General features: G+C 35.9%; 21 protein-coding genes. 5 read left to right on the forward strand and 16 right to left on the reverse strand.

Annotated elements, in window-relative coordinates:
* Positions 1 to 5: 5 nt before the first annotated feature.
* The 8 genes from atpG to tyrA form a co-directional block, all read right to left on the reverse strand.
* Complete coding sequence (atpG, locus tag J3T98_RS08125) at positions 6 to 875, reverse strand: F0F1 ATP synthase subunit gamma (protein WP_065563776.1); 870 nt, start codon at positions 873 to 875, stop codon at positions 6 to 8.
* Between the two features lie 14 nt (positions 876 to 889).
* Positions 890 to 2,431 carry a F0F1 ATP synthase subunit alpha gene (gene atpA, locus J3T98_RS08130; RefSeq protein ID WP_065563775.1) on the reverse strand — a complete coding sequence of 514 codons (1,542 nt, stop codon included), beginning with the start codon at positions 2,429 to 2,431 and terminating at the stop codon, positions 890 to 892.
* An 11-nt stretch (positions 2,432 to 2,442) separates the two neighbouring features.
* Positions 2,443 to 2,976, reverse strand: coding sequence for a F0F1 ATP synthase subunit delta (gene atpH, locus J3T98_RS08135; protein WP_065563774.1), 534 nt, complete (start codon positions 2,974 to 2,976; stop codon positions 2,443 to 2,445).
* Between the two features lie 13 nt (positions 2,977 to 2,989).
* Positions 2,990 to 3,460, reverse strand: a complete 471-nt coding sequence (atpF, locus tag J3T98_RS08140; protein WP_065563773.1) for a F0F1 ATP synthase subunit B — start codon at positions 3,458 to 3,460, stop codon at positions 2,990 to 2,992.
* Positions 3,461 to 3,484: 24 nt separating this feature from the next.
* Positions 3,485 to 3,721: a F0F1 ATP synthase subunit C gene (gene atpE / locus J3T98_RS08145; protein ID WP_065563772.1), complete on the reverse strand. Its 237-nt coding sequence runs from the start codon at positions 3,719 to 3,721 to the stop codon at positions 3,485 to 3,487.
* A gap of 36 nt (positions 3,722 to 3,757) precedes the next feature.
* Positions 3,758 to 4,540: a F0F1 ATP synthase subunit A gene (atpB, locus tag J3T98_RS08150; protein WP_267362601.1), complete on the reverse strand. Its 783-nt coding sequence runs from the start codon at positions 4,538 to 4,540 to the stop codon at positions 3,758 to 3,760.
* 246 nt (positions 4,541 to 4,786) lie between these two features.
* Complete coding sequence (glmM, locus tag J3T98_RS08155; protein ID WP_065563770.1) at positions 4,787 to 6,118, reverse strand: phosphoglucosamine mutase; 1,332 nt, start codon at positions 6,116 to 6,118, stop codon at positions 4,787 to 4,789.
* An 87-nt stretch (positions 6,119 to 6,205) separates the two neighbouring features.
* Positions 6,206 to 7,327, reverse strand: coding sequence for a bifunctional chorismate mutase/prephenate dehydrogenase (gene tyrA / locus J3T98_RS08160; protein WP_065734995.1), 1,122 nt, complete (start codon positions 7,325 to 7,327; stop codon positions 6,206 to 6,208).
* A gap of 114 nt (positions 7,328 to 7,441) precedes the next feature.
* Between tyrA and xthA the strand changes: the two genes are divergently transcribed.
* From xthA to J3T98_RS08175, 3 genes are all read left to right on the forward strand, one after another.
* On the forward strand, positions 7,442 to 8,248 hold the full coding sequence (xthA, locus tag J3T98_RS08165) for an exodeoxyribonuclease III (protein WP_370632635.1): 807 nt from the start codon (positions 7,442 to 7,444) through the stop codon (positions 8,246 to 8,248).
* A gap of 18 nt (positions 8,249 to 8,266) precedes the next feature.
* On the forward strand, positions 8,267 to 9,610 hold the full coding sequence (gene xseA / locus J3T98_RS08170; protein ID WP_220225329.1) for an exodeoxyribonuclease VII large subunit: 1,344 nt from the start codon (positions 8,267 to 8,269) through the stop codon (positions 9,608 to 9,610).
* Positions 9,611 to 9,719: 109 nt separating this feature from the next.
* Entirely contained in the window at positions 9,720 to 11,396 is a 1,677-nt protein-coding gene (locus tag J3T98_RS08175; RefSeq protein ID WP_220225328.1) for a molecular chaperone HscC, read from the forward strand.
* 109 nt (positions 11,397 to 11,505) lie between these two features.
* Here the strand turns inward: J3T98_RS08175 and J3T98_RS08180 are convergent, their stop codons facing one another.
* Both J3T98_RS08180 and J3T98_RS08185 read right to left on the reverse strand, forming a co-directional pair.
* Positions 11,506 to 14,121 (reverse strand): J domain-containing protein, encoded by a 2,616-nt coding sequence (locus J3T98_RS08180; RefSeq protein ID WP_267362603.1) that lies wholly within the window; start codon positions 14,119 to 14,121, stop codon positions 11,506 to 11,508.
* The gene (locus tag J3T98_RS08185) at positions 14,118 to 14,816 is read right to left on the reverse strand and encodes a DUF1266 domain-containing protein (RefSeq protein ID WP_267332107.1); all 699 of its coding nucleotides are present in this window, start codon (positions 14,814 to 14,816) and stop codon (positions 14,118 to 14,120) included. Before J3T98_RS08185 ends, J3T98_RS08180 begins: the two co-directional genes overlap by 4 nt.
* Before the next feature lie 243 nt (positions 14,817 to 15,059).
* Between J3T98_RS08185 and dolP the strand changes: the two genes are divergently transcribed.
* Positions 15,060 to 15,632, forward strand: a complete 573-nt coding sequence (dolP, locus tag J3T98_RS08190) for a division/outer membrane stress-associated lipid-binding lipoprotein (RefSeq protein WP_220225325.1) — start codon at positions 15,060 to 15,062, stop codon at positions 15,630 to 15,632.
* A 25-nt stretch (positions 15,633 to 15,657) separates the two neighbouring features.
* Here dolP and J3T98_RS08195 read toward each other — a convergent pair whose 3' ends face one another.
* The 5 genes from J3T98_RS08195 to J3T98_RS08215 all read right to left on the reverse strand — a co-directional run bounded on the left by J3T98_RS08195 (position 15,658) and on the right by J3T98_RS08215 (position 20,432).
* Entirely contained in the window at positions 15,658 to 16,068 is a 411-nt protein-coding gene (locus J3T98_RS08195) for a SufE family protein (protein WP_220225324.1), read from the reverse strand.
* Positions 16,069 to 16,120: 52 nt separating this feature from the next.
* On the reverse strand, positions 16,121 to 17,335 hold the full coding sequence (csdA, locus tag J3T98_RS08200; protein ID WP_267353558.1) for a cysteine desulfurase CsdA: 1,215 nt from the start codon (positions 17,333 to 17,335) through the stop codon (positions 16,121 to 16,123).
* Positions 17,292 to 18,170, reverse strand: a complete 879-nt coding sequence (locus J3T98_RS08205; RefSeq protein WP_220225322.1) for a U32 family peptidase — start codon at positions 18,168 to 18,170, stop codon at positions 17,292 to 17,294. Before J3T98_RS08205 ends, csdA begins: the two co-directional genes overlap by 44 nt.
* Positions 18,171 to 18,290: 120 nt before the next feature.
* Positions 18,291 to 19,286 carry a ubiquinone anaerobic biosynthesis protein UbiU gene (gene ubiU / locus J3T98_RS08210; protein WP_065563761.1) on the reverse strand — a complete coding sequence of 332 codons (996 nt, stop codon included), beginning with the start codon at positions 19,284 to 19,286 and terminating at the stop codon, positions 18,291 to 18,293.
* Between the two features lie 195 nt (positions 19,287 to 19,481).
* Positions 19,482 to 20,432, reverse strand: coding sequence for a tetratricopeptide repeat protein (locus tag J3T98_RS08215; protein ID WP_267362605.1), 951 nt, complete (start codon positions 20,430 to 20,432; stop codon positions 19,482 to 19,484).
* Positions 20,433 to 20,613: 181 nt separating this feature from the next.
* Here J3T98_RS08215 and J3T98_RS11235 point away from each other — a divergent pair, with 181 nt between their 5' ends.
* Positions 20,614 to 20,691: a hypothetical protein gene (locus J3T98_RS11235; RefSeq protein ID WP_416380636.1), complete on the forward strand. Its 78-nt coding sequence runs from the start codon at positions 20,614 to 20,616 to the stop codon at positions 20,689 to 20,691.
* Between the two features lie 96 nt (positions 20,692 to 20,787).
* Here the strand turns inward: J3T98_RS11235 and J3T98_RS08220 are convergent, their stop codons facing one another.
* Entirely contained in the window at positions 20,788 to 21,117 is a 330-nt protein-coding gene (locus tag J3T98_RS08220) for a hypothetical protein (RefSeq protein ID WP_267362607.1), read from the reverse strand.

Below are 21,117 nucleotides of genomic sequence, written 5' to 3' on the forward strand. Positions count from 1 at the left end.
TAGCACTAACCTGAAACAGCAGCTGCACCCGATACAATATCAATTAATTCGTTGGTAATCGCACCTTGACGTGCTTTGTTATACACAATTTGTAATTCATTAATTAAATTTGCTCCGTTATCGGTTGCTGCTTTCATGGCCACCATTCTTGCTGCTTGTTCACTCGCTAAATTGTCAACCACCGCTTGATAGACTTGTGATTCAATATAACGACGTAAAATCACATCTAATAATGATTTTGCATCTGGCTCATAAATATAATCCCATGATGAAGCTTTTAGCTCTTTATCTTCTGAATGTGGTAATGGTAATAATTGCTGTATTGTCGGCTTTTGCGACATGGTATTAATAAATTTATTGGTTACTATATATAATTTATCAATTTTACCGTTGTCATATGCCTCAAGCATTGTTTTTACCGGACCAATTAAATCAGATAAAGTGGGTTCGTCACCTAAATTAGTTACTTGGGTTAAAATATTCGTTTTTACTGAAGAGAAAAACGATACCCCACGTGAACCAATTAAAGCCACATCTGCTTCAACACCTTTCTCTTGCCATGCTGACATATCAGCAATGACAGTTTTGAAAAGATTGATATTTAATCCACCACATAAACCACGATCGGTTGATATGATAAGATAGCCAACTCGCTTTACATCTCTTTCTTCTAAATAGGGATGTTTGGCGCCTATTTGAGCTAACGCTAAATGTCCAATTACTTCACGAATCATTTCAGCATATGGACGACTAGCAGCCATTCTGTCCTGCGTTTTACGCATTTTAGAGTTGGCTACCATTTCCATCGCTTTGGTGATCTTTTGCGTACTTTGGATACTGGCAATTTTCGTTCTAATCTCTTTTGCATTAGCCATTTGTTACCTCACCCTTACCAAGTTTGAGTTGATTTAAAGCTTTCAAGCAATGCTTTTAACTTACTTTCAATCTCATCGTTGTAATTGCCTGTCTCGTCGATCTGTTTTACAAAATCGGCATATTGACTATGGGCATAAGATAGAAGTGCTGTTTCAAATGATAATACTTTAGCAAGTTCAACATCTTCTAGATAACCACGCTCAGCGGCATAAAGTACAATTGATTGCTCTGCAACAGTCATTGGTGAATATTGCTTTTGTTTGAGTAATTCAGTTACTTTTTCACCGTGGCTTAATTGGTTTCTTGTTGCTTCGTCTAAGTCAGATGCAAATTGTGAGAAAGCGGCTAATTCACGATATTGTGCAAGAGCTGTACGAATACCGCCTGATAATTTTTTCATTATCTTAGTTTGAGCAGCACCACCCACACGAGAAACCGAGATACCTGGGTTTACCGCAGGACGGATACCCGAGTTGAATAAGCTGGTTTCAAGGAAGATCTGACCATCTGTAATCGAAATTACGTTAGTTGGTACGAATGCAGAAACGTCACCCGCTTGAGTTTCGATAATTGGTAACGCAGTTAATGAACCGGTTTTACCTTTTACTTCGCCTTTAGTGAACTCTTCAACATAAGCTTCGTTAACACGAGCAGCACGTTCAAGTAAACGTGAGTGAAGATAGAACACGTCACCAGGGTAAGCTTCACGCCCAGGTGGACGACGAAGTAGTAATGAAATTTGACGATAAGCAACGGCTTGTTTCGATAAATCATCATAAACAATTAGTGCATCTTGTCCGCGATCACGGAAGTATTCTCCCATAGCACAACCCGCGTAAGGTGCTAAGTATTGTAATGCTGCTGATTCAGATGCTGATGCAACAACCACAATGGTATTTTTAAGTGCACCGTGCTCTTCAAGTTTACGCACTACGTTAGCAATAGTTGATTGTTTTTGACCGATTGCGACGTAAATACATTTAACACCAGAATCACGTTGATTAATAATGGCGTCGATGGCTAATGCGGTTTTACCGGTTTGACGGTCACCGATGATAAGTTCACGTTGACCACGACCAATTGGAATCATTGAGTCAACCGCTTTATAACCAGTTTGTAACGCTTGGTCAACAGATTGACGATCGATAACGCCTGGCGCAACAACTTCTACAGGTGAGAAGCCGTCATGTTGAATCGAACCTTTACCATCAATTGGTTCACCAAGTGTGTTAATAACACGGCCTAATAAACCATCACCTACTGGTACCTGTAAAATACGGCCAGTACATTGTACTTTCATCCCTTCAGATAAGTCTTCGTATGGTCCCATGACCACCGCACCAACAGAATCTCTTTCAAGGTTTAATGCCATTGCATATCGGTTGCCTGGTAATGCAATCATTTCGCCTTGCATGACATCAGTTAATCCGTGGATTCGAAGGATACCATCACTTACTGAGATGATCGTTCCTTCATTGTGAGCATCACTCACAATATTGAACTGAGCTATCCGCTCTTTAATTAGTTCACTTATTTCAGTTGAATTTAGCTGCATTATCAGTCCCCTTAAGACTGTAGAACGTCATTTAGTCGATTTAGACGTCCTCTGATACTACTATCAATAACCATATCGCCCGTACGAATAATAAAACCAGAAATGAGCGATTTATCAATATGACATTTTAGTTTTACTTTTCGTGATAAACGTTTTTCGACAGCGACAGAAATTTTATCAAGTTGTTCACTAGTAAGCTCATTGGCAGAAATTACATCAACGTCTGCTTGGGCTTCTCTTTCTAAACAGTATTGCTCAAACAATGTTAACACTTCAGGAAGAAGGGATAAGCGTTTGTTTTCAGCCATCACTTTAATAAAATTAGTGCTAAACTCATCAAGCACATCTTTACAGATGTTGATGAGTAAGTTAGCCACTGAATCGGTTTTCATGTCAGATGTTAAAATGCTTTTTATTTGAGCATCTTTGCTCACTTCAGCAGTTAACACTAACATTTTGTGCCATGATTCGATGCTATTTTTTTCAACAGCAAAGTCGAAAGCGGCTTTAGCATAAGGGCGAGCAATCGTAATTAAGTCAGCCATTGCTCTATTCTCCTTATAGTTCAGCTACGAGTTTATCAATGATGTCGCTGTTAGCGGCTTCATTAACAGAACGTTCAATAATTTTTTCTGCACCGGCAATAGCGAGTGTAGCGACTTGTTGTTTAAGCTCTTCACGAGCGCGTTTACGCTCAGCCTCAACTTCAGCAAGTCCTTGAGCAACAATCCTTTCTTTTTCACGAGTAGCTTCTTGTTTAGCTTCTTCTAGAATGGCTGCTTTGCGTTTATTCGCTTGCTCAATAATTGCATTAGCCTCAACCTTAGCCTGTTGCATTATGTCAGATGTATTTGCTTTGGCTAATTCCAAATCTTTTTTTGCTGTTTCTGCTGAAGCTAATCCTTCCGCTATCTCTTTTTGGCGTTTTTCAATCGCTCGGATAACCGGAGGCCAAACAAACTTCATACAGAACCAAACAAACAATACAAATGTAATTGCTTGGCCGAGGAGAGTTGCGTTCATATTCATGAGACAATTCCTCTTAAATTATTATTAACCAGCAACAGCAAAAATAACATATAGCGCAATACCCACACAAATCATAGGAATCGCATCAACTAAGCCCATAACGATAAAGAATTGTGTACGTAACATAGGCATTAATTCTGGTTGACGAGCAGCACCTTCTAAGAATTTACCACCTAATAGACCGATACCAACTGCACCACCGATTGCAGCTAATCCCATCATTATGCCAGCGGCTACAAATAACATACTCATACTATCCATTATATACTCCAGTTTATTATCTAAAAAAAGTTAAAATTAATGATCTTCTGTTGTTGAGGCCATCGCTAAATAGACGATAGTCAACACCATAAAAATAAATGCTTGTAAGGTGATTATCAAAATATGGAAGATAGCCCATGGTAGTGATAATACCCATTGTGACCACCAAGGTAATAATGCTGCTATTAAGATGAAGATAAGTTCACCAGCATACATGTTACCGAAGAGTCGTAATCCTAAAGAAACAGGTTTAGCTAATAAGCTAACAAGTTCAAGGACTAAATTGATTGGTGCAAATGCCCAATGATTAAATGGATGCAAGGTGTATTCTTTAATAAACCCTGAAATCCCTTTATATTTGATTGAATAAATGATGATAAGTGCAAAGACACCGAGTGACATTGACATTGTGATACTCACGTCAGCTGTCGGTACGACTCTTAAATGAGATAGACCTAAATATTGTCCCGCATAAGGTAGGAAATCAACAGGAATTAGATCCATTAAGTTCATTAAAAATACCCAGATAAACACAGTAAGTGCTAAAGGGGCAATGAGTTTATTTTGACCTGTGAACATGTCTTTGACAGTATTATTTACAAATTCAAAGATCATCTCTACCGCACATTGAAGTTTACCTGGTACGCCACTCGTCGCTTTCCTTGCTACACAATGGAAAATCCATAAGAAAAGCACACCAAGTACAATTGAGAAGAACAAGGAATCAAGATTAAAGGTCCAAAAACCAGAACCAACTTGTAAGTTCTCCAGATGGTGTTTTATATAAGCTTGCGGTGAAGCTGGAGAGGAAACTGCCATATAACCCTCTTACCTATTTTAAAAATAAAAACTACAGTTTGTTTTTGCCTTAAAAGGTATAAACAATCACTGCAATAACCGAAGCTATTATTTTAAACCTAATTCCCTATAATAAGTCAACAACTGATTAAAAAAATAAAGAATTTAGACACTTTTTACTAATTTTGTGTAAAGAATAACAGCTTTACCGATCACTTTATTAGAAATATTGTTCATCAATAGCTTAATTAATGATGAAAAAATAGGCTAATTTGATGCTTTAACTGCATTGGCAATTTGTTCCGCTAATTTTTGTACTTGAGAGTGATTACTACCTTCTACCATTACGCGGATAAGCGGTTCGGTGCCTGATTTGCGTATCAATACCCGACCTTCATTGCCAAGTTGCGTTTCTGCCTGTTCAATTGCAGATTTGACCGCAGCATTGGCTAATGGGTTTCCTGTATAACGAACGTTAATTAATATTTGTGGTAGCATGGTCATGCCTTGACATAATTCAGCGAGTGACATGTTATTTCTTATCATTGCCGCCAGAACTTGTAAGCCTGCAACAATACCATCGCCTGTTGTGGTTTTATCAAGTAAAAGGACATGGCCTGAATTTTCTGCGCCTAATCGCCAATTTTTTTCAACCAGCATTTCAAGCACATAACGGTCCCCCACTTTTGCTCGTACAAATGGGATGCCAAGATTTTTAAGGGCGATTTCAAGTCCCATGTTGCTCATCAAGGTCCCGACAACGCCACCTTTAAGTTGACCTTGCCTTAAGGCTTCACGAGCAATAATGTAAATAATTAAATCACCATCAATTCTATTGCCTTTATGATCAACCATAATGATGCGATCACCATCACCATCAAGAGCAAAGCCTAAGTCAGCTTTTTCTTCAAGGACAGTTTTAGTTAATGCTTTTACATCAGTAGCACCACAGTTTTCATTAATATTGACTCCATCCGGTTCGCAACCAATTTTTATTACTTTAGCACCAAGTTCTCGAAGTACTTTTGGGGCAATGTGGTAAGTGGCTCCATTGGCACAATCCACAACAACTTTTAGTCCTGATAGACTTAAGTCGTGATCAAAGGTGCTTTTACAAAATTCGATGTATCGACCCGCTGCATCGGTTATTCGGCTTGCTCGACCAAGTTGTTTTGATTCAACACAGTCGATCTGTTTTTCAAGCTCGGCTTCGATTTCTAATTCAATGGCGTCATCGAGTTTTCGCCCTTCAGTTGAGAAAAATTTAATACCGTTATCATAAAATGGGTTATGGGAGGCCGATATGACTACACCCGCATCAGCCCGAAATGTGCGAGTTAGATAAGCAATGGCAGGTGTTGGCATTGGTCCAGTAAAAGCAGCAGCGACGCCCGCGGAGGCAAATCCTGCTTCTAAAGCCGATTCAAGCATATAACCTGAAATACGGGTATCTTTACCGATGAGGACTTTTTTAACACCATCTTTAGCCAGTACTCGTCCTGCTGCCCAGCCTAACTTGAGGGCGAAATCAGGCGTTATAGGATATTCTCCAACTTTTCCACGAATACCATCTGTCCCAAAATATTTCCGATTAGACATGTTATTTCCTCATACTAAAGTTTTTTATTTGACCAATTGCCTTTCTTATAAGTCGTTTTTTATCCTATAAAAGGAAGCGAAGTAAAATTATTCTCGATTGTCATTAGCAAATTTTAATAATACTTGGCTCTCTTTTATAAAACGTTCAGCATAACTGCCAAACCATTTAGTTACTTCATTAAAATTTTCAATGAATTTAGTTTTATCTCGTTGTTCAATTAATTTAACCATTTGTCCAAAACATTCATAATAGCGTTTGATTAACTCAATATTTTCATCTGACGCCATGATGATATCGGCATAAAGAACGGGATCTTGAGCAAATAAGCGACCAACCATCATTAACTCCAAGCGATAAATAGGTGATGATAAGGTAATTAATTGTTCTAAATCAGCGTGTTCTCGTTGTAAATTTACACCGTATGAGAACGAAGTAAAATGGCGTAATGCTTGAATAAACGACATACATTTGTCATGCTCTTTGGCATCAATCGCGCACAAATTGGCTCCCCAAATTCGCATCTGTTCAATTAACCATTGATATTGCTCAGGATATCGACCTTGGCAGTAGACAATGACTTGTTTGGCTAAATTTGGCACGTCAGGACCAAACATTGGATGCAATCCAACCACAGGCCCCGCGTGTTTGGCTAGCATGGCTTGTAAAGGTTTGACTTTGATTGATGTAAAATCGGTTAAAATGCAATCTTTAGGTAACGGTGGTAATTGTTCAATGATTTCGCATGTTTTGTTGATAGGTACTGTAACAATAACGGCAGCGGCATCAGCGACAACTTCGGCTGCTTGATGCATGGTTTTGGAACCTAAGGTTTTAACTTCATAACCTGATAGGGTAAATAGTTTGGCAAATAGTCTACCCATTTGTCCATTACCGCCAATGATGACAATCGAGCCTTTGCCGTTGTAAACTTTTTTAAAACCTTTGTCGTTTTCACTTATATAGGACTCACGCATTAATCGGCGTAAAATATCTTCAATTAAGGCGGGTGATATGCCTAAGTTTTCAGCTTCTTGTTTACGTTTAGCTAACATATCGGCTTCACGTTTAGGATCATAAATCGGAATTCCATGCTCGCTTTTTACCTCACCAACTTCAGCAACTAATGCTAGTCGTTGACTAATTAAAGCTAAAATTGATTTGTCGACTTCATCAATTTTATGACGCAATGAAAGTAATTCCTTAGACATATTGTTGATCCTTTAATCACTAGTTATAGCTTTCGCTGTAATTGCTTAACAGTATAACGTATTTTTGGTAGCATGGGTCAATTGCAAAATTAAATCAAATACAATAAATTTATGATTAAAGTTTTATCTTTTAATATTAATAGTATTCGTATTAGAATCCATCAATTAGCTGCGATTATTGAAAGACATCAGCCCGATATCATTGGTTTACAAGAGACTAAAGTTCATAATGACCAATTTCCAATCGAGGAACTTAAGCAATTTGGCTACCATTTATATTATCACGGTCAAAAAGGTTATTACGGTGTAGCTTTATTGACTAAGCAAAAACCGTTATCGGTCGAGTGTGGGTTTCCGACCGATGAAGATGGTGCACAATGTCGATTAATGGTAGCTGAGTTTCCGACTAGCAAAGGTAATTTAACCGTCATTAATGGTTATTTTCCGCAAGGTGAAAGTTTGCATAATGAAATTAAATATCCAGCTAAGCGTAAATTTTATCAAGATTTAGTTGAATATATACAGGATCGACAGCTGAATAGCCAATTATCACTCGTTATGGGTGATATGAATATTTGTCCAACTGATTTAGATATTGGGATTAATGAAAATAACCGCAAACGGTGGTTAAGTGCGGGTAAATGCTCTTTTTTACCTGAAGAGCGTGAATGGATAAATAATTTAATGGCAGCAGGTTATACTGATACTTACCGTCATGCCAACCCAGATACACAGAGATTTTCTTGGTTTGATTATCGTTCCAGAGGTTTTAGTGTAAAAACCGGATTACGAATCGATCTTATCTTAGCTAGTGAAAAACTTATGCAGTATTGTGGTGAAACCGGTATTGATTACGATATTCGTGGTATGGAAAAACCTTCCGATCATGCGCCAATTTGGGCCGACTTTGATTTAGATTAAACTTGTTAGGATAATAGTATGCACAATAGTTCGATTTTATCGGTAAAAGATCTTAATCAAATAGTTAAAGATCTGCTTTCTGATGCTATTGGGCAAGTTTGGTTGGTTGGTGAAATTTCCAATTTTTCTCGCCCAGCTTCAGGTCATTGGTATTTCACATTGAAAGATGATATTGCGCAAGTGCGTTGTGCCATGTTTCGTAATAATAATTATCGTACGGGATTTACCCCTCAAAATGGTCAACAAGTTTTAGTTAATGCCTCGGTAACTCTTTATGAAGCACGTGGTGATTATCAATTGGTTATTAATCAATTACAACCAGCTGGTGCTGGTTTGTTACAACAAAAGTTTGAGCAACTAAAGCAAAAACTGTCAGAAGAAGGATTGTTTGATCCGATTTATAAAAAGTCGTTACCTGATAATATTCGTACGGTTGGAATTATTACTTCGTCAACAGGTGCAGCTCTACATGATATTTGTCAGATATTAAACCGGCGCGATCCAAGTTTGAATTTGATTATTTACCCAACGTCGGTACAAGGTACTGAAGCAGCGGCACAAATTGCCAGAATGATTCAAATCGCGAATATTCGCCAAGAATGTGATGTTTTAATTGTTGGGCGAGGAGGGGGATCGCTTGAAGATCTTTGGTCATTTAATGAGGAGCTTTTAGCTAGAGCTATTTTTGCTAGTCAATTACCTATTATTAGTGCTGTTGGTCATGAAGTTGATTTCACCATTGCTGACTTTGTTGCTGATGTGCGCGCAGCTACCCCATCGGCAGCAGCTGAGTTGGTTAGCCGGGATAAGCTAGAGCAGATTAAAAGTTTACAAGTTCAAGAACAATACTTATGTATGGCGATTGATTACTATTTGGTACGTCGACGAGAATTATTAAATAAGCGTTATCAACGATTGCAATCACAGCATCCTCAAACTAAATTATCTAAGCAATTAAATCGTTTATTAACCAGTCGTCATGCTTTATTTGAAAATATGCAGCACTATTTATCTAAACAATCCTATCGTCATAATGTGCTGGATAAATATTTGTTACGTGTTTCGCCACAACATAAAGTGCTCTATTATGGTCAAAACCTAGAGAGAAAACAGCAACAACTGATTAATCTGGTTCAAAAAAGGTTAACGGATGCTAAGCATGAATTTGTATTAAAAACATCTCAGCTTAATAGTGTTAGTCCACTTGCTACTTTAGATCGTGGTTATTCTGTAACAACTAACCAGCAACAACAAGTGATAAGAACGGTTGAACAAGTGTCTATTGGTGACTTTATTTTAACCCAGCTTAAGACAGGTAAATTAATCAGCCAAATTGTTGAGATAGATAAAAAAAATAAGTAAAACTGCTCTTTTTTCAATAATGTTTAGCGCAACACATTGGATAAAATTGCACCTTAAATAGTATTAAGGATATAATATCTGACATGTTGGAAAATACTAAGAGAATAAAGTGGTTATACATCCTCCAATAGGTATTGATTTAGGTACTACCAATAGTTTAATTTGTGTTTGGCAAAACGGCCAGCCGACACTAATTCCCAATTCAATAGGTGAAGTTGTTACTCCTTCAGCTGTCAGCATTGATGAAGATAATACCATTTTGGTTGGTCATGCGGCTTTATCTCGTTTAACTACTCATCCTAGTCGTAGTGCAGCAGCATTCAAACGTTTTTTAGGTTCAAGTAAAGTTTTTGAGTTGGGCGATCAAAAATTTACCCCAACAGAACTTTCAGCATTAGTTTTAAAATCATTAAAAGCGGATGCTGAAGCTTTCTTGAAACAAGAAATTCGTGATGTCGTGATTTCAGTTCCCGCTTATTTTAATGACGAACAGCGTAAACAAACTCGCTTTGCTGCTGAGCTTGCAGGATTAAACGCAGTCCGTCTAATCAATGAGCCCACCGCTGCTTCAATGGCGTATGGATTACATGAAGAACAATCAGGAAATACGCTGGTTTTTGACTTAGGTGGTGGCACATTTGATGTGACAGTATTGGAATATGCAATGCCAATCATTGAGGTTCATGCATCAGCAGGCGATAACTACTTAGGCGGTGAAGATTTTACTCATGAAATAGTTAAAGCATGTTTGAGTGAATGGGAACTTAAACAAGAAGATATTCCTGTCGATGATTATGCGCGTTTATTGGATTTAGCTGAACAATTAAAATGTAAGCTAAGTGGCGAGCAAATGCATAATTTGACATGGTTTTGGCAAGATAAGCAATGGCAATTTTCATTAAATGAAGTAAGAGCTAAGTCAATTTGGTTGCCATTACTCAATCGATTACGAGCGCCAGTTGAACAAGCATTAAGTGATGCTCGCTTAAAGGCTAATGAACTCGAACATATTGTTTTAGTTGGTGGTTCATCGCAATTAGGTGTGGTTCGTGAATTAGTGACAAAGTTATTTGGTAAACTGCCTTATCGTCATATCAATCCAACTACTATTGTTGCACAAGGTGCAGCTGTTCAGGCGGCATGTCGTTTGCGAAATGCCGATGTTGAAGAGGTTATTCTAACCGATGTTTGCCCATATACACTTGGTATTGAAATTTCTTCGGGTAATATTAAAGGGTTATTTTCGCCAATTATTGAGCGTAATACGATAGTTCCAACTTCAAAGGTAAAAACGTTTTACACTTCATACCCTCAACAAAAAAGTATTATGCTTTCTGTTTATCAAGGTGAGAATCCAAAGGTTGAAAATAACGTTTTAATTGATGAATTTGAAGTGCCAGTCACACCTATGGAAAAAATACAAGGTATTGATGTTCGCTTTAGTTATGATTTAAATGGTTTGCTTGAAGTCGATGTGGTATTACTTGAAACAGGGGCATTGCATGGTAAAGTGATTGATCACAGTCCGATTGGATTAACCGATAAACAAAAACAGGAAAGCCATGACCGATTAGCGGCACTTAAAATTCATCCTCGTGATGAAATGTTAAATCGTACTTTATTAGCAAGATTAGAGCGAGCATGGGCACAATCATTGGGTGATGAACGACTACTCATTGGCTCTTATATCGAAGCTTTTATGGAAGTCTTAAATCAGCAAAATCTTGAAGAGATAGAACAGGTTCGAAGCGAAATTGAATCGAATCTTAACGATCTTAATCGATAATCAGATAGATTTAGAAAATCCCCTTTGGTCATAATTAAATATCTTTTCAAAGGGGATAGTATACAAAGGGGATAGTACACAACGGAAATAGTATAAGCCGTATCTTTGCTTAGCTATCTAATGGTGGTCCATAGCGATTAGTTTGATTAATTGAGGGAGAGAAAATAGATAGACGATATTTTCCGCTACTATATGCATCATTTGAACGTCGCCTAATTGCAAAAATAATATTAATTATAATTAATGCAAATAATATATAGTAAATCATATGATGAGATGATTTCACCCCACTTAACTTTATTATCAAAAAACTTAATATCGCGGTGACGCAACATATTTGATTATAGAAACCTTTGCCATTGGTTCGACCATTCCAACGCCATATTTGATTCGATTTATTTTTAGGTAGTGATTTTGCTTCAAGGTTCTTTTGATTTTCAATATTTTTTGCTAGAAGCAGTGTCGAGCATAAACGTAATATTAAATCATTATCCGTATCACCTTTAATATTTTCCAATTTATTAATTTTATCATCATTAAAAATCATATTATCGTCAGATAAATTTTCATTAAGGGCTTTCAATTGTTTTAATGATTCATAAATATCACGATTATTTTTCCTAAATGAGGAGGAGATTGATAGTTTGCTCTCAAATGCTTTAGCTAATTGTTGCAATGCTTTATCATCACCAGCTAATTTTTGTAAGATCTGATGTAACTCCTCTTTTTGATTCAGTTTATTTAAGATTATTGTATGGAGTAGCATTAAATATGCTGGTGAGTGGTTAGCTAATTTAGCTTGCCATAATTGATCTATATTTTGTTTGATATCGGTAAAATTAACATCCTCAGGTATATCAATAAAATATTCAATGGCATTAGGGTAATTACATAACATACTACTAGTTAGCTTGTTATTACAATCGATCAGATTATATAACTCAACTTCATTTTGCCATTCATTAGACTTAAAAGTATTTAATAGTGGTGTGAGTTGATCATCATCAGGCAAATGAAATAACTGATTATTTTTCCTAATGAAATTTGCAGCTTTAAACGGCGAATTACCAATAGTCACGACCAATAGACAATGACGATACCATTGCCAATATGCATCTTTATTATCAGTAATTAACTCGACTGGTAATTTGGGTAAATTATCTCGCCCTCTGAAATGAAAATATATTGGCCAGTCAAACATCTCCATATTGCGATAGTTAATATTTCTATATAAATTTAGTTTAGCTGTGTCTGGAATATCATCGAATCTATCTAGCCATAAACGACCAAATAAAACATATTCACCATTTTCATCTGGGTCAAACTTAGTTGGAATAATAGTATCATCATAATATAACCAAGCTTTAAATTCTTGGACTGGTGAAAGTTTTGTTAGCCATTCAAGGTGCTGTTTAGCCTGGCGTTGTAGATTTTGTAAGATAAATTGTTCAAATTGATCTTCAAAGTGATCATTTAAGATTGCATGTAATAATGTTTCATTACCGTGTCGTAACATAATTGCATGACGATATAAGCGATAAAAGCTACTGGTTCCATCATCATGTAATAATGTATATAACACTTGGCGATAATTCCAATTAATATCAGTTGCCCATCTAATAACATTAGCAATTTCTTCTGGGTAATCTTCTATTTTTAATTTAAATAATCGCGAGTTTGTAGATGTAGTAAGCTGGGGTATCGCATATAAATATTTATTATCAGTTTCAGCGGGTAGACAATATGATTGATTAAGTGCAAGGAGCAGTAAAGGTAAATAATTTTGATGGTTTTTGGTACACCACTCAATTAACCAAAAAGTAGCTTGCTCTTGATATTGTGGTAAATGATATAACTCTACCCAAAATTGAAAGGCATTTTCTTCATCTTCAAGTAAAGAGTATTGTATTGCTGCAACAACTTTCCATTGATTAGCTTCATCTTGATTGGAATTAGCGATGCGAGTTAAAGCATACTCTAATAAACTTTTATTTTTCACTTTAGCAAAGCTATGCCAATGAGCTAAATCTTCCATCAATTCCTGGTTATTGGGTAAGTAAATCACAGTATGAATAGAAAAATACTTATTTAATTCCTTATAAGGTTTATCCCAAAAAATCCATTGCGCATTACGCACATAATTGATAGTTTCATTTTGTACTGCTTTATTATTTTTAGGTAGGCAGTTATAGTCAAACAAATCACCTCGTTCAATGTGATCGAAAAAATTCTCGTACATTTCAATCTTATCAGGATAGTGATCCATCACTTGTTGGCGCCAACGTAAATTTTCTGCCAATATTTTTACGCAATTAAGTGATATGGTTAATGTATCATAACTGATATCTAACATTTTCCATTTGGCAATATCTAATACAGACATTGGGTAATCAAAAAAGGAGGCAATAAACTTTTGCCATTCATCAACATCATTGCAGCGAGCAGGATCATCTAGTAATGCTTGATAATTGTCACAGATCTCTTTGACTTGGCGTTCTTCTTCGGTAATGCTTACTTCCTCTTGCTCTTGATTGGAATGTTCATCTGTTTCTTCTGGTGACTTTGCGTATTGCATCGCCAATTCATAAGCTTCCCGTAAAGCTTTAAAGCCTACTGGATCTGTTTCGGGGTGATATTGCGGAAGTTTTGCTCGATAAGCATTACGAATTTCTGTTATATCAATGGTTTTATCAATACCCAATAATTGCCAAAAATTATTATTCATGACCAAGCATACTCCATTAAAGATTGTGGTTTTTCTATTTCTTCAAGTTCGATATACCAAGGTAAGTGATGATAGGGGGAGTCTTCATTGGAATATAACTTGGACATAGTCCAATTACGCGATGAGCGACATAATTCGCAACGTAGCTGCTCTAAATCTTCTTTATTGGATAATGATTCCCAATATTGATACCCAATAAACCATCCTGAAAAATAGTTTTGCCAAGATGAATAATAGTGTTGAGCTCGTAGCGCTATTCTATAAAAAATCCATAGTGCTTCATCTTCAGTAATGAACATATTGCTGGTGCCATTGCGTAATAGATAGCCCATTCTTGCATAATCAAAACTACGTATGCCACCAACACCACACTCGGAATAGGTTTTTTCTACATATTCAATTAAGACTTTATCGTAATCGCAGTGTTTTTCAATATATTTAAGCCAATGAGGAGCGGTTAATCTTGGGTACATAAAATAGTGTTTGGATAAAGCCGGCGCATGACCATCATCAACCATATCAAAAATCATTGATAATAGGCTTTCTCGAGAGTCAATGCCCCAATCTTTTTTCATATCAGTATAATTTCGTTCTGGATAAAAATAAGGTGAGGTATAACTTGCGCCTTCTTCTTTATTTAATGCAACCATTGGTGCAGATAATCCAAATAACCAATCGATACAATCTTGATGCATAGCTTAACTCTGTTAATGTTTATTATTAATCTGTGTAAAAAGATAGCAGATTTTATAGAAAAATAAATGTTTGTTTTAACAAGTAGAGTAATTGCTTTCTTGAGATATGTTAATTAAAAATAATCAAATAACTTTTACATTTCAGAATAATAAAATTATTTTGCAAATCATTATCTACAAGGCATAATAAAAAGAATTTATCAGTATTTGAATTTTACTGAGCTGTAAATAAAAGGAGTAATAATGAAAAAAATTGTCTTAGTTGCTGTATTAGTATCGGGTGCATTAATGCTACAAGGTTGTGTAGCGGCTGTTATTGGTGTCGGCGCTGGCGCTACAGCAAAAGTTGCAACCGATCCACGTACTACTGGAACGCAAGTTGATGATACAACGCTCAATACCAGAATGAATAATAAGCTAAGCGAAAATGGTCCTTTCTTTATAGGCTCTCGTATTTCCTCAAGTACCTATGATGGCAATATTATTTTAACTGGCCAAGCGAATGCAGAACAAATTGAAAAGGCTGAACGTCTTGCATATCAAGTTGAAGGTGTGAAGAAAGTTTATAACCAAATTCGCTCAGGTGAGCCTGTCGGTGCTGGAACTATCAGTAATGATATGTGGATAACAACAAAAGTTAAATCTCAACTTATCATGAATTCCAAAACCAAAGCACGTAATATCAAAGTGGTAACTGAAAATGGCGAAGTGTTTTTAATTGGCATTGTTACCAGTGAAGAAGGGCAAGAAGCCGCTAATGTTGCAAGTAAAGTTGCTGGCGTGAAAAAAGTTATTACGTTATTTACCCAACGCTAATCATAAATAATTAAAAAAGGAGAATTTATTCTCCTTTTTTTACATCATTAGTTAACAATTTAATTCGTTCAATCATTTTATCTAGTCCTTGCTGCCTGGATTGACTCAATTCATCAATAATTTTTAACTGATTTAATATCGCGTGAAAATCAAGAGCCTTAATTTGTTCTGCATTTTTATTATTGGCAATCATAATTAAAACAGCGAGCAATCCTTTAACAATTCGACCTTCGCTGTCACCTTGAAAAATAAAGGAATCATCAGGTTGTTTTTTGACGGTTAACCATACTCGATTTTCACAGCCATCAATCTGATTCGCTTCAGTTTTTTGGTCATCAGGAAAATCTGGTAATTGCTTTGATAAAGCAACTAATTGCCGATAACGATCTTGCCAGTTATGTTGCTTAGAAAATAGTTCAAATAGTGGTGATAACATAATAAAACCAGTTAGTAATTAGAGATAAAAGATAAGCGATTAGCGTAAAATCCTAAGTTAAAACCTCAATAGCATTTTTCAGTGCTGTAACAAAACTATCAATGTCTTGCTGATTATTATATGGCATTATTGAAATGCGAATAACCCCATGACAGCCAAGTTTATCCATCAACGGCTTTGCACATAATCCACCTGTTCGAATGGCTATGTTTTGTTCACTTAATAAAATAGCGATATCATTATGATGAATGTTATGCATATTAAAGCTAACTATTGGACTATTTTTAACACTGTAGAATTGGATATGGTTCAATTTACTTAATTTTGATTCAGCGTAATTTGCCAATTGTGTTATATAACCATTTAATTGTGCTTCATCCCATTTTTTTAGCCAATCTAATGTTGCTTTAAAACCAAGTATTCCTGCAATATTTTGGGTACCAGCTTCGAATTTATAAGGCAAATCTTCGACTTCAAAATCTGAAAATGTTGTATTTTTCAACATCTTACCGCCACCTTGCCAAACATCCATCTGTTCTAATAAATGTTGTTTTCCATATAGAACGCCAAGCCCTGTTGGGCCATATAACTTATGGGCAGAAAAAGCGTAAAAATCGATATCTAGCTTTTCAACATCAATTGGCTGATGAACAACACCTTGTGCACCATCTACCACTAAAATGGCATTATGCTGATGGACTAATTGACTAATTTTAACTAAGTCAGGGCAAAAGCCAGTAACATTAGACATCTGGGTTATGGCCACAATTTTAGTTTTGGGTGATAGTAATGATGAAAGTTCATTAACATCAGCAGTCCATTTAATTACCTTTGCACCAGTCTGTTTGGCTACGATCAGCCAAGGTAATAGGTTGCTATGGTGCTCTAATTCGCTGACAATTATTTCATCATCGGCCTGTAGTAAAGGTCTAGCATAACTTTGCGCAATTATATTTATTGATTCGGTGGTTCCACGAGTCCAAACAATTTGTTGGCTTGATTGGCTATGAATAAACTTAGCCACACTTTGCCGAGCTTCACTAATAGCTGTGGTAACTTTTAGTGCATCTTGGTGTAAACTGCGCTGTGCGGTTGCGGTATTATGTGCATAATATTCAACCGTTGTATCAATCATAGTTTGCGGTTTTAACGCAGTAGCAGCCGAATCAAGATAAACAGAGTGATTTAGAGCAGGGAAATCTGCTCTAAATTTTTCAGGTAGTTTATTGTGTAAGTTCAAGTCCAGCAATCCCATTCCAATAACCATTACAGTCTCGTTTATGTTCAATATGTAATGGGTTTGTACCGTCTTCATTGGCTTTAAATTGTTTAACTACATCAAGCGTTTCAATACCAAGTGGTGAAATACGCACAATATCGACTAACCCTTTCATATCTTTCAGATTATTACCTAAATTGTAACAATAACCACTTTGGGTTTGAATGCCATTTAGTACAAACACCTTTTGTTGTTCTTGAGAAAACACTTCTCGTCCTACAGGATATTTTATACAACAGGTTTCACATTTATCTTTTGGTCTATCTTCTGATCTGGCTGTAAAACAACGAGCAGAATAAGCTAATGGTAAATAACCATAACTAAACACTTCAACCTCAAATTTACGATCAATTTTTAAAGAATCAAATTGGTTGAGAACATTATTTAACCAATCACGAGATAGTTCTACGGGCATACACCACCGTACCATACCTTGTTTTTGTAATAATTTTAGCGTAAATGCGTTGTAACAGTTAATCGCTGGGCCAGCGACGAAAGGTACTTTATTATCGTGGGCAATATTAATGGCAGCCAAATCATTAGCTTCAACTAAAAAGTCACCATTATTTACTAATTGTCTTAAATCGTTCAGTTCTGATGGCGCTTCCAGTAATGCAAGGGTAGAGAGTACTACTTGTTTACCAGACTTAGCAATTTCTTTGGCTAAATCTAACCAATTAGGTACTTTCATTTCACGGCGTTTGGTGCATACCGTTTCGCCCATATAAATAATATCAGCTTCGCTATCTTTAGCGGCTTGATAAAAAGATTCAGTTTCAATTTTAGGCCAATAATAAAGCACTGGTCCTAATGCATATTTCATAGTTTTGCTCACTATATTTAAATTCTTGAATAGTCAATTGGCTAGCACATTAATATTGAAAACTACTAAGATTATTATATGTTTATTTTATTTTAAAATTTCAATATCAATGCTGGCCAATTATTGCCATTTACGGTGATAAGCACCTAAAGTTGTTTGTGTTCCTTCTGAAACAGAGCCCAAGGTATCCATCCAATTCTTTTCAGCTTGGAATGCTTGTGGATTCGCTTTATAGCGATCAATAGCTTGTCTCCATACTTTTGTGACTTGTTCAACATAAGCTGGACTGCGTTGCCTTCCTTCAATTTTAACGGAAGCGATATTTGCAGCAAAAAGCTCCGGTAATAGTTCAATTGTATTTAAACTGGTTGGCTCTTCAATTGGATGATAAAGTGTATTTCCAACAAAATAACGTCCCTTACAAAGTGTTGGATACCCAGCATTTTCACCTTGTTTATGACAATCAATTAAAACATTGTTGAGTCTTGATTCAAGCCCTTTATCGGTCTCTTCCCAACGGACAAATTTTGCAGGAGAGCAAGCGCCAACAGTATTTGGCGATTCACCTGTTAGGTATGAAGATAAATAACAGCGACCTTCCGCCATAATACATAAACTACCAAACGCAAAAACCTCTAAAGGTACGGGGGATACTTGTGATAACTGTTTAACTTGATGCATAGATAACACACGAGGTAAAACAATACGATGCACCTGAAAGTTATTATAATAAAACTTAATTGACTCTTCATTGGTTGATGACGCTTGCACCGAGACATGACGTTCAAGGTTCGGATACTTCTCAGCAGCATAATCAAGCATCGCTAAATCAGCAATGATTAAAGCATCAGCACCAATGTTAGCCGCAGTATCAACAGCATATTGCCATCGCTCAAAGTTTTCAGGATGAGCAAAGGTATTAATAGCTATATGTAATTTTTTACCGCGCTTGTGAACATAATCTGATGCTTCAACAAGTCGCTTTTCATTAAAATTTAAACCAGCAAAATGGCGAGCATTGGTATCATCTTTTAAACCAATATAGACAGCATCAGCTCCATTATCAATCGCCACTTTTAGGGATGGTAATGAGCCAGCGGGGCAAAGAAGTTCCATAATTATTCCTAACTTAAGTTCGGTATTTTATACGCCATATATTATGCAATAATTCCTAATTTAATGCGAATAATAAGCCGTAAAATGCTAAATTGTGGCAGGTCATAAATTCTTTTTAGAAAAAAGAAGCACACCTTAATTATATAACTTTTGATAGCAAAATAATTAAGGTGGTTATATCACTTAAGATGCAAATTATTGTAATTGGCAAGCATCTTCATCACCAATATTTTGGCAAGATAACTTAAAGTAATGTTTAGCCGTGTTTATATCTTTTTCTACCCCTAGCCCCTGTTGATATATAAGACCTAAATAATATTGTGCTTCACCACTATTTTGCTCTGCAGCAAGCTCAAACCACTTTTTTGCTTCTTGATAATCTTGTTTAACGCCATTACCGTTAAAATAGAGCCAACCTAAATTAAATTGCGAATAAACGTACCCTTGCTTAGCCGCATCTTCATCTAATTTTCTACCTTTTATATAATCTTGTTTTAAACCACCTTTTCCCAGATAATACAAGTTAGCTAAATTATTTTTAGACACAATTGCATTTCCCTTTGCACCTTGTTCATAATATTTTCTGGCTTTGACTTCGTCTGGTTTAACACCTTTTCCATCTTGATAGAAAACGCCCAAATTTCCGGCTGCTGCAGGCTCACCATGTTTCAAGGCTTTCTCATACCACTTTCGAGCCATAACATAATTCTTATTTATTTCGTCATTATTTAAATTTGCTTCTATGCCTTTTACTTGGGAATTTCGAGCCATTATTTCATAAAAAAGCCCCATATAAAACTCGCCACTGCTGTTACCGTTCAATGCACCTTTTTCAATCAGTTTTTTGGCTTTATTTAAATCTTGATCTACCCCTAAACCATTTAAATACAATGAACCTAAGTATACTGAGGCATTTTCATTATTTTGTTTTACGGCTTTTTCATACCATTGAACAGCTTTGGTATAACTTTGCTCAACTTCAATGCCTTTTTCATACATATAACCTATACGAAATTGCGCCTCTGCATCATTTTGGGTTGTTGCTTTTTTGTACTCTTTCTGATAATCCAACTCTTGATTTCCATAAGCGAAGAAAGGCATATTAACAGAAAGAAATAAGCACATAATCAATATTAGTTTCTTCATCCGTTTTTCCTCCTAAAAAACATAAAGTAATTGCATTGTAGCAAATTTCACTAATAATTGAGCATAATCGTTAAAAGTAAGAGTCTTGCGGTTGGTGGCTTGAGCGGATAGGGTTTTATGGAAGTTAACTATGGTTAGGATTCCATTCTAAGCTAAAATCAACTAGAGACCACATCTGACCATTAAAGGTAACTGGCTAAATGAACTCGGATTCACCATAAGACAACTCGTCACTATTACCGCTAAAAAAGCAAGTTGATTGTCGAGCTTGCGAGGTAGATCGTATTATTGATAAATAATTAGCTCGGTTCTGCGACCTAAATAGCAGAACTGATAAAATCACAAGAAAAATTAATTATTCTGGTCCTTTCCAAATCAATTTATCTTGTAATTCAATCGGTACTATTTTAAATAATTCTTTAATATAAAAAACCTGCTTTGGATAATTTATTGAAATTTCTGCATTACAATTATCATAATAAAATTTAGCTTGATAATTTAAAAAATGTATATCACTGTCTGTAAAGTTTGGTGTTAATAATTTTCTTGGTAAATTATGAACTAATTCTGCTTCATAATAACAAGATTTATCATTAGCTTTCCTAAACGAATTTTGTGACTGAACATTTCTTATATAAGGTAATGCCCATTCCAAAATTTCAATATATATTTCATTTTTTAACAT

This window comes from Gilliamella sp. B2772 (genome assembly GCF_026536985.1).
GTDB lineage: Bacteria > Pseudomonadota > Gammaproteobacteria > Enterobacterales > Orbaceae > Gilliamella > Gilliamella apicola_E.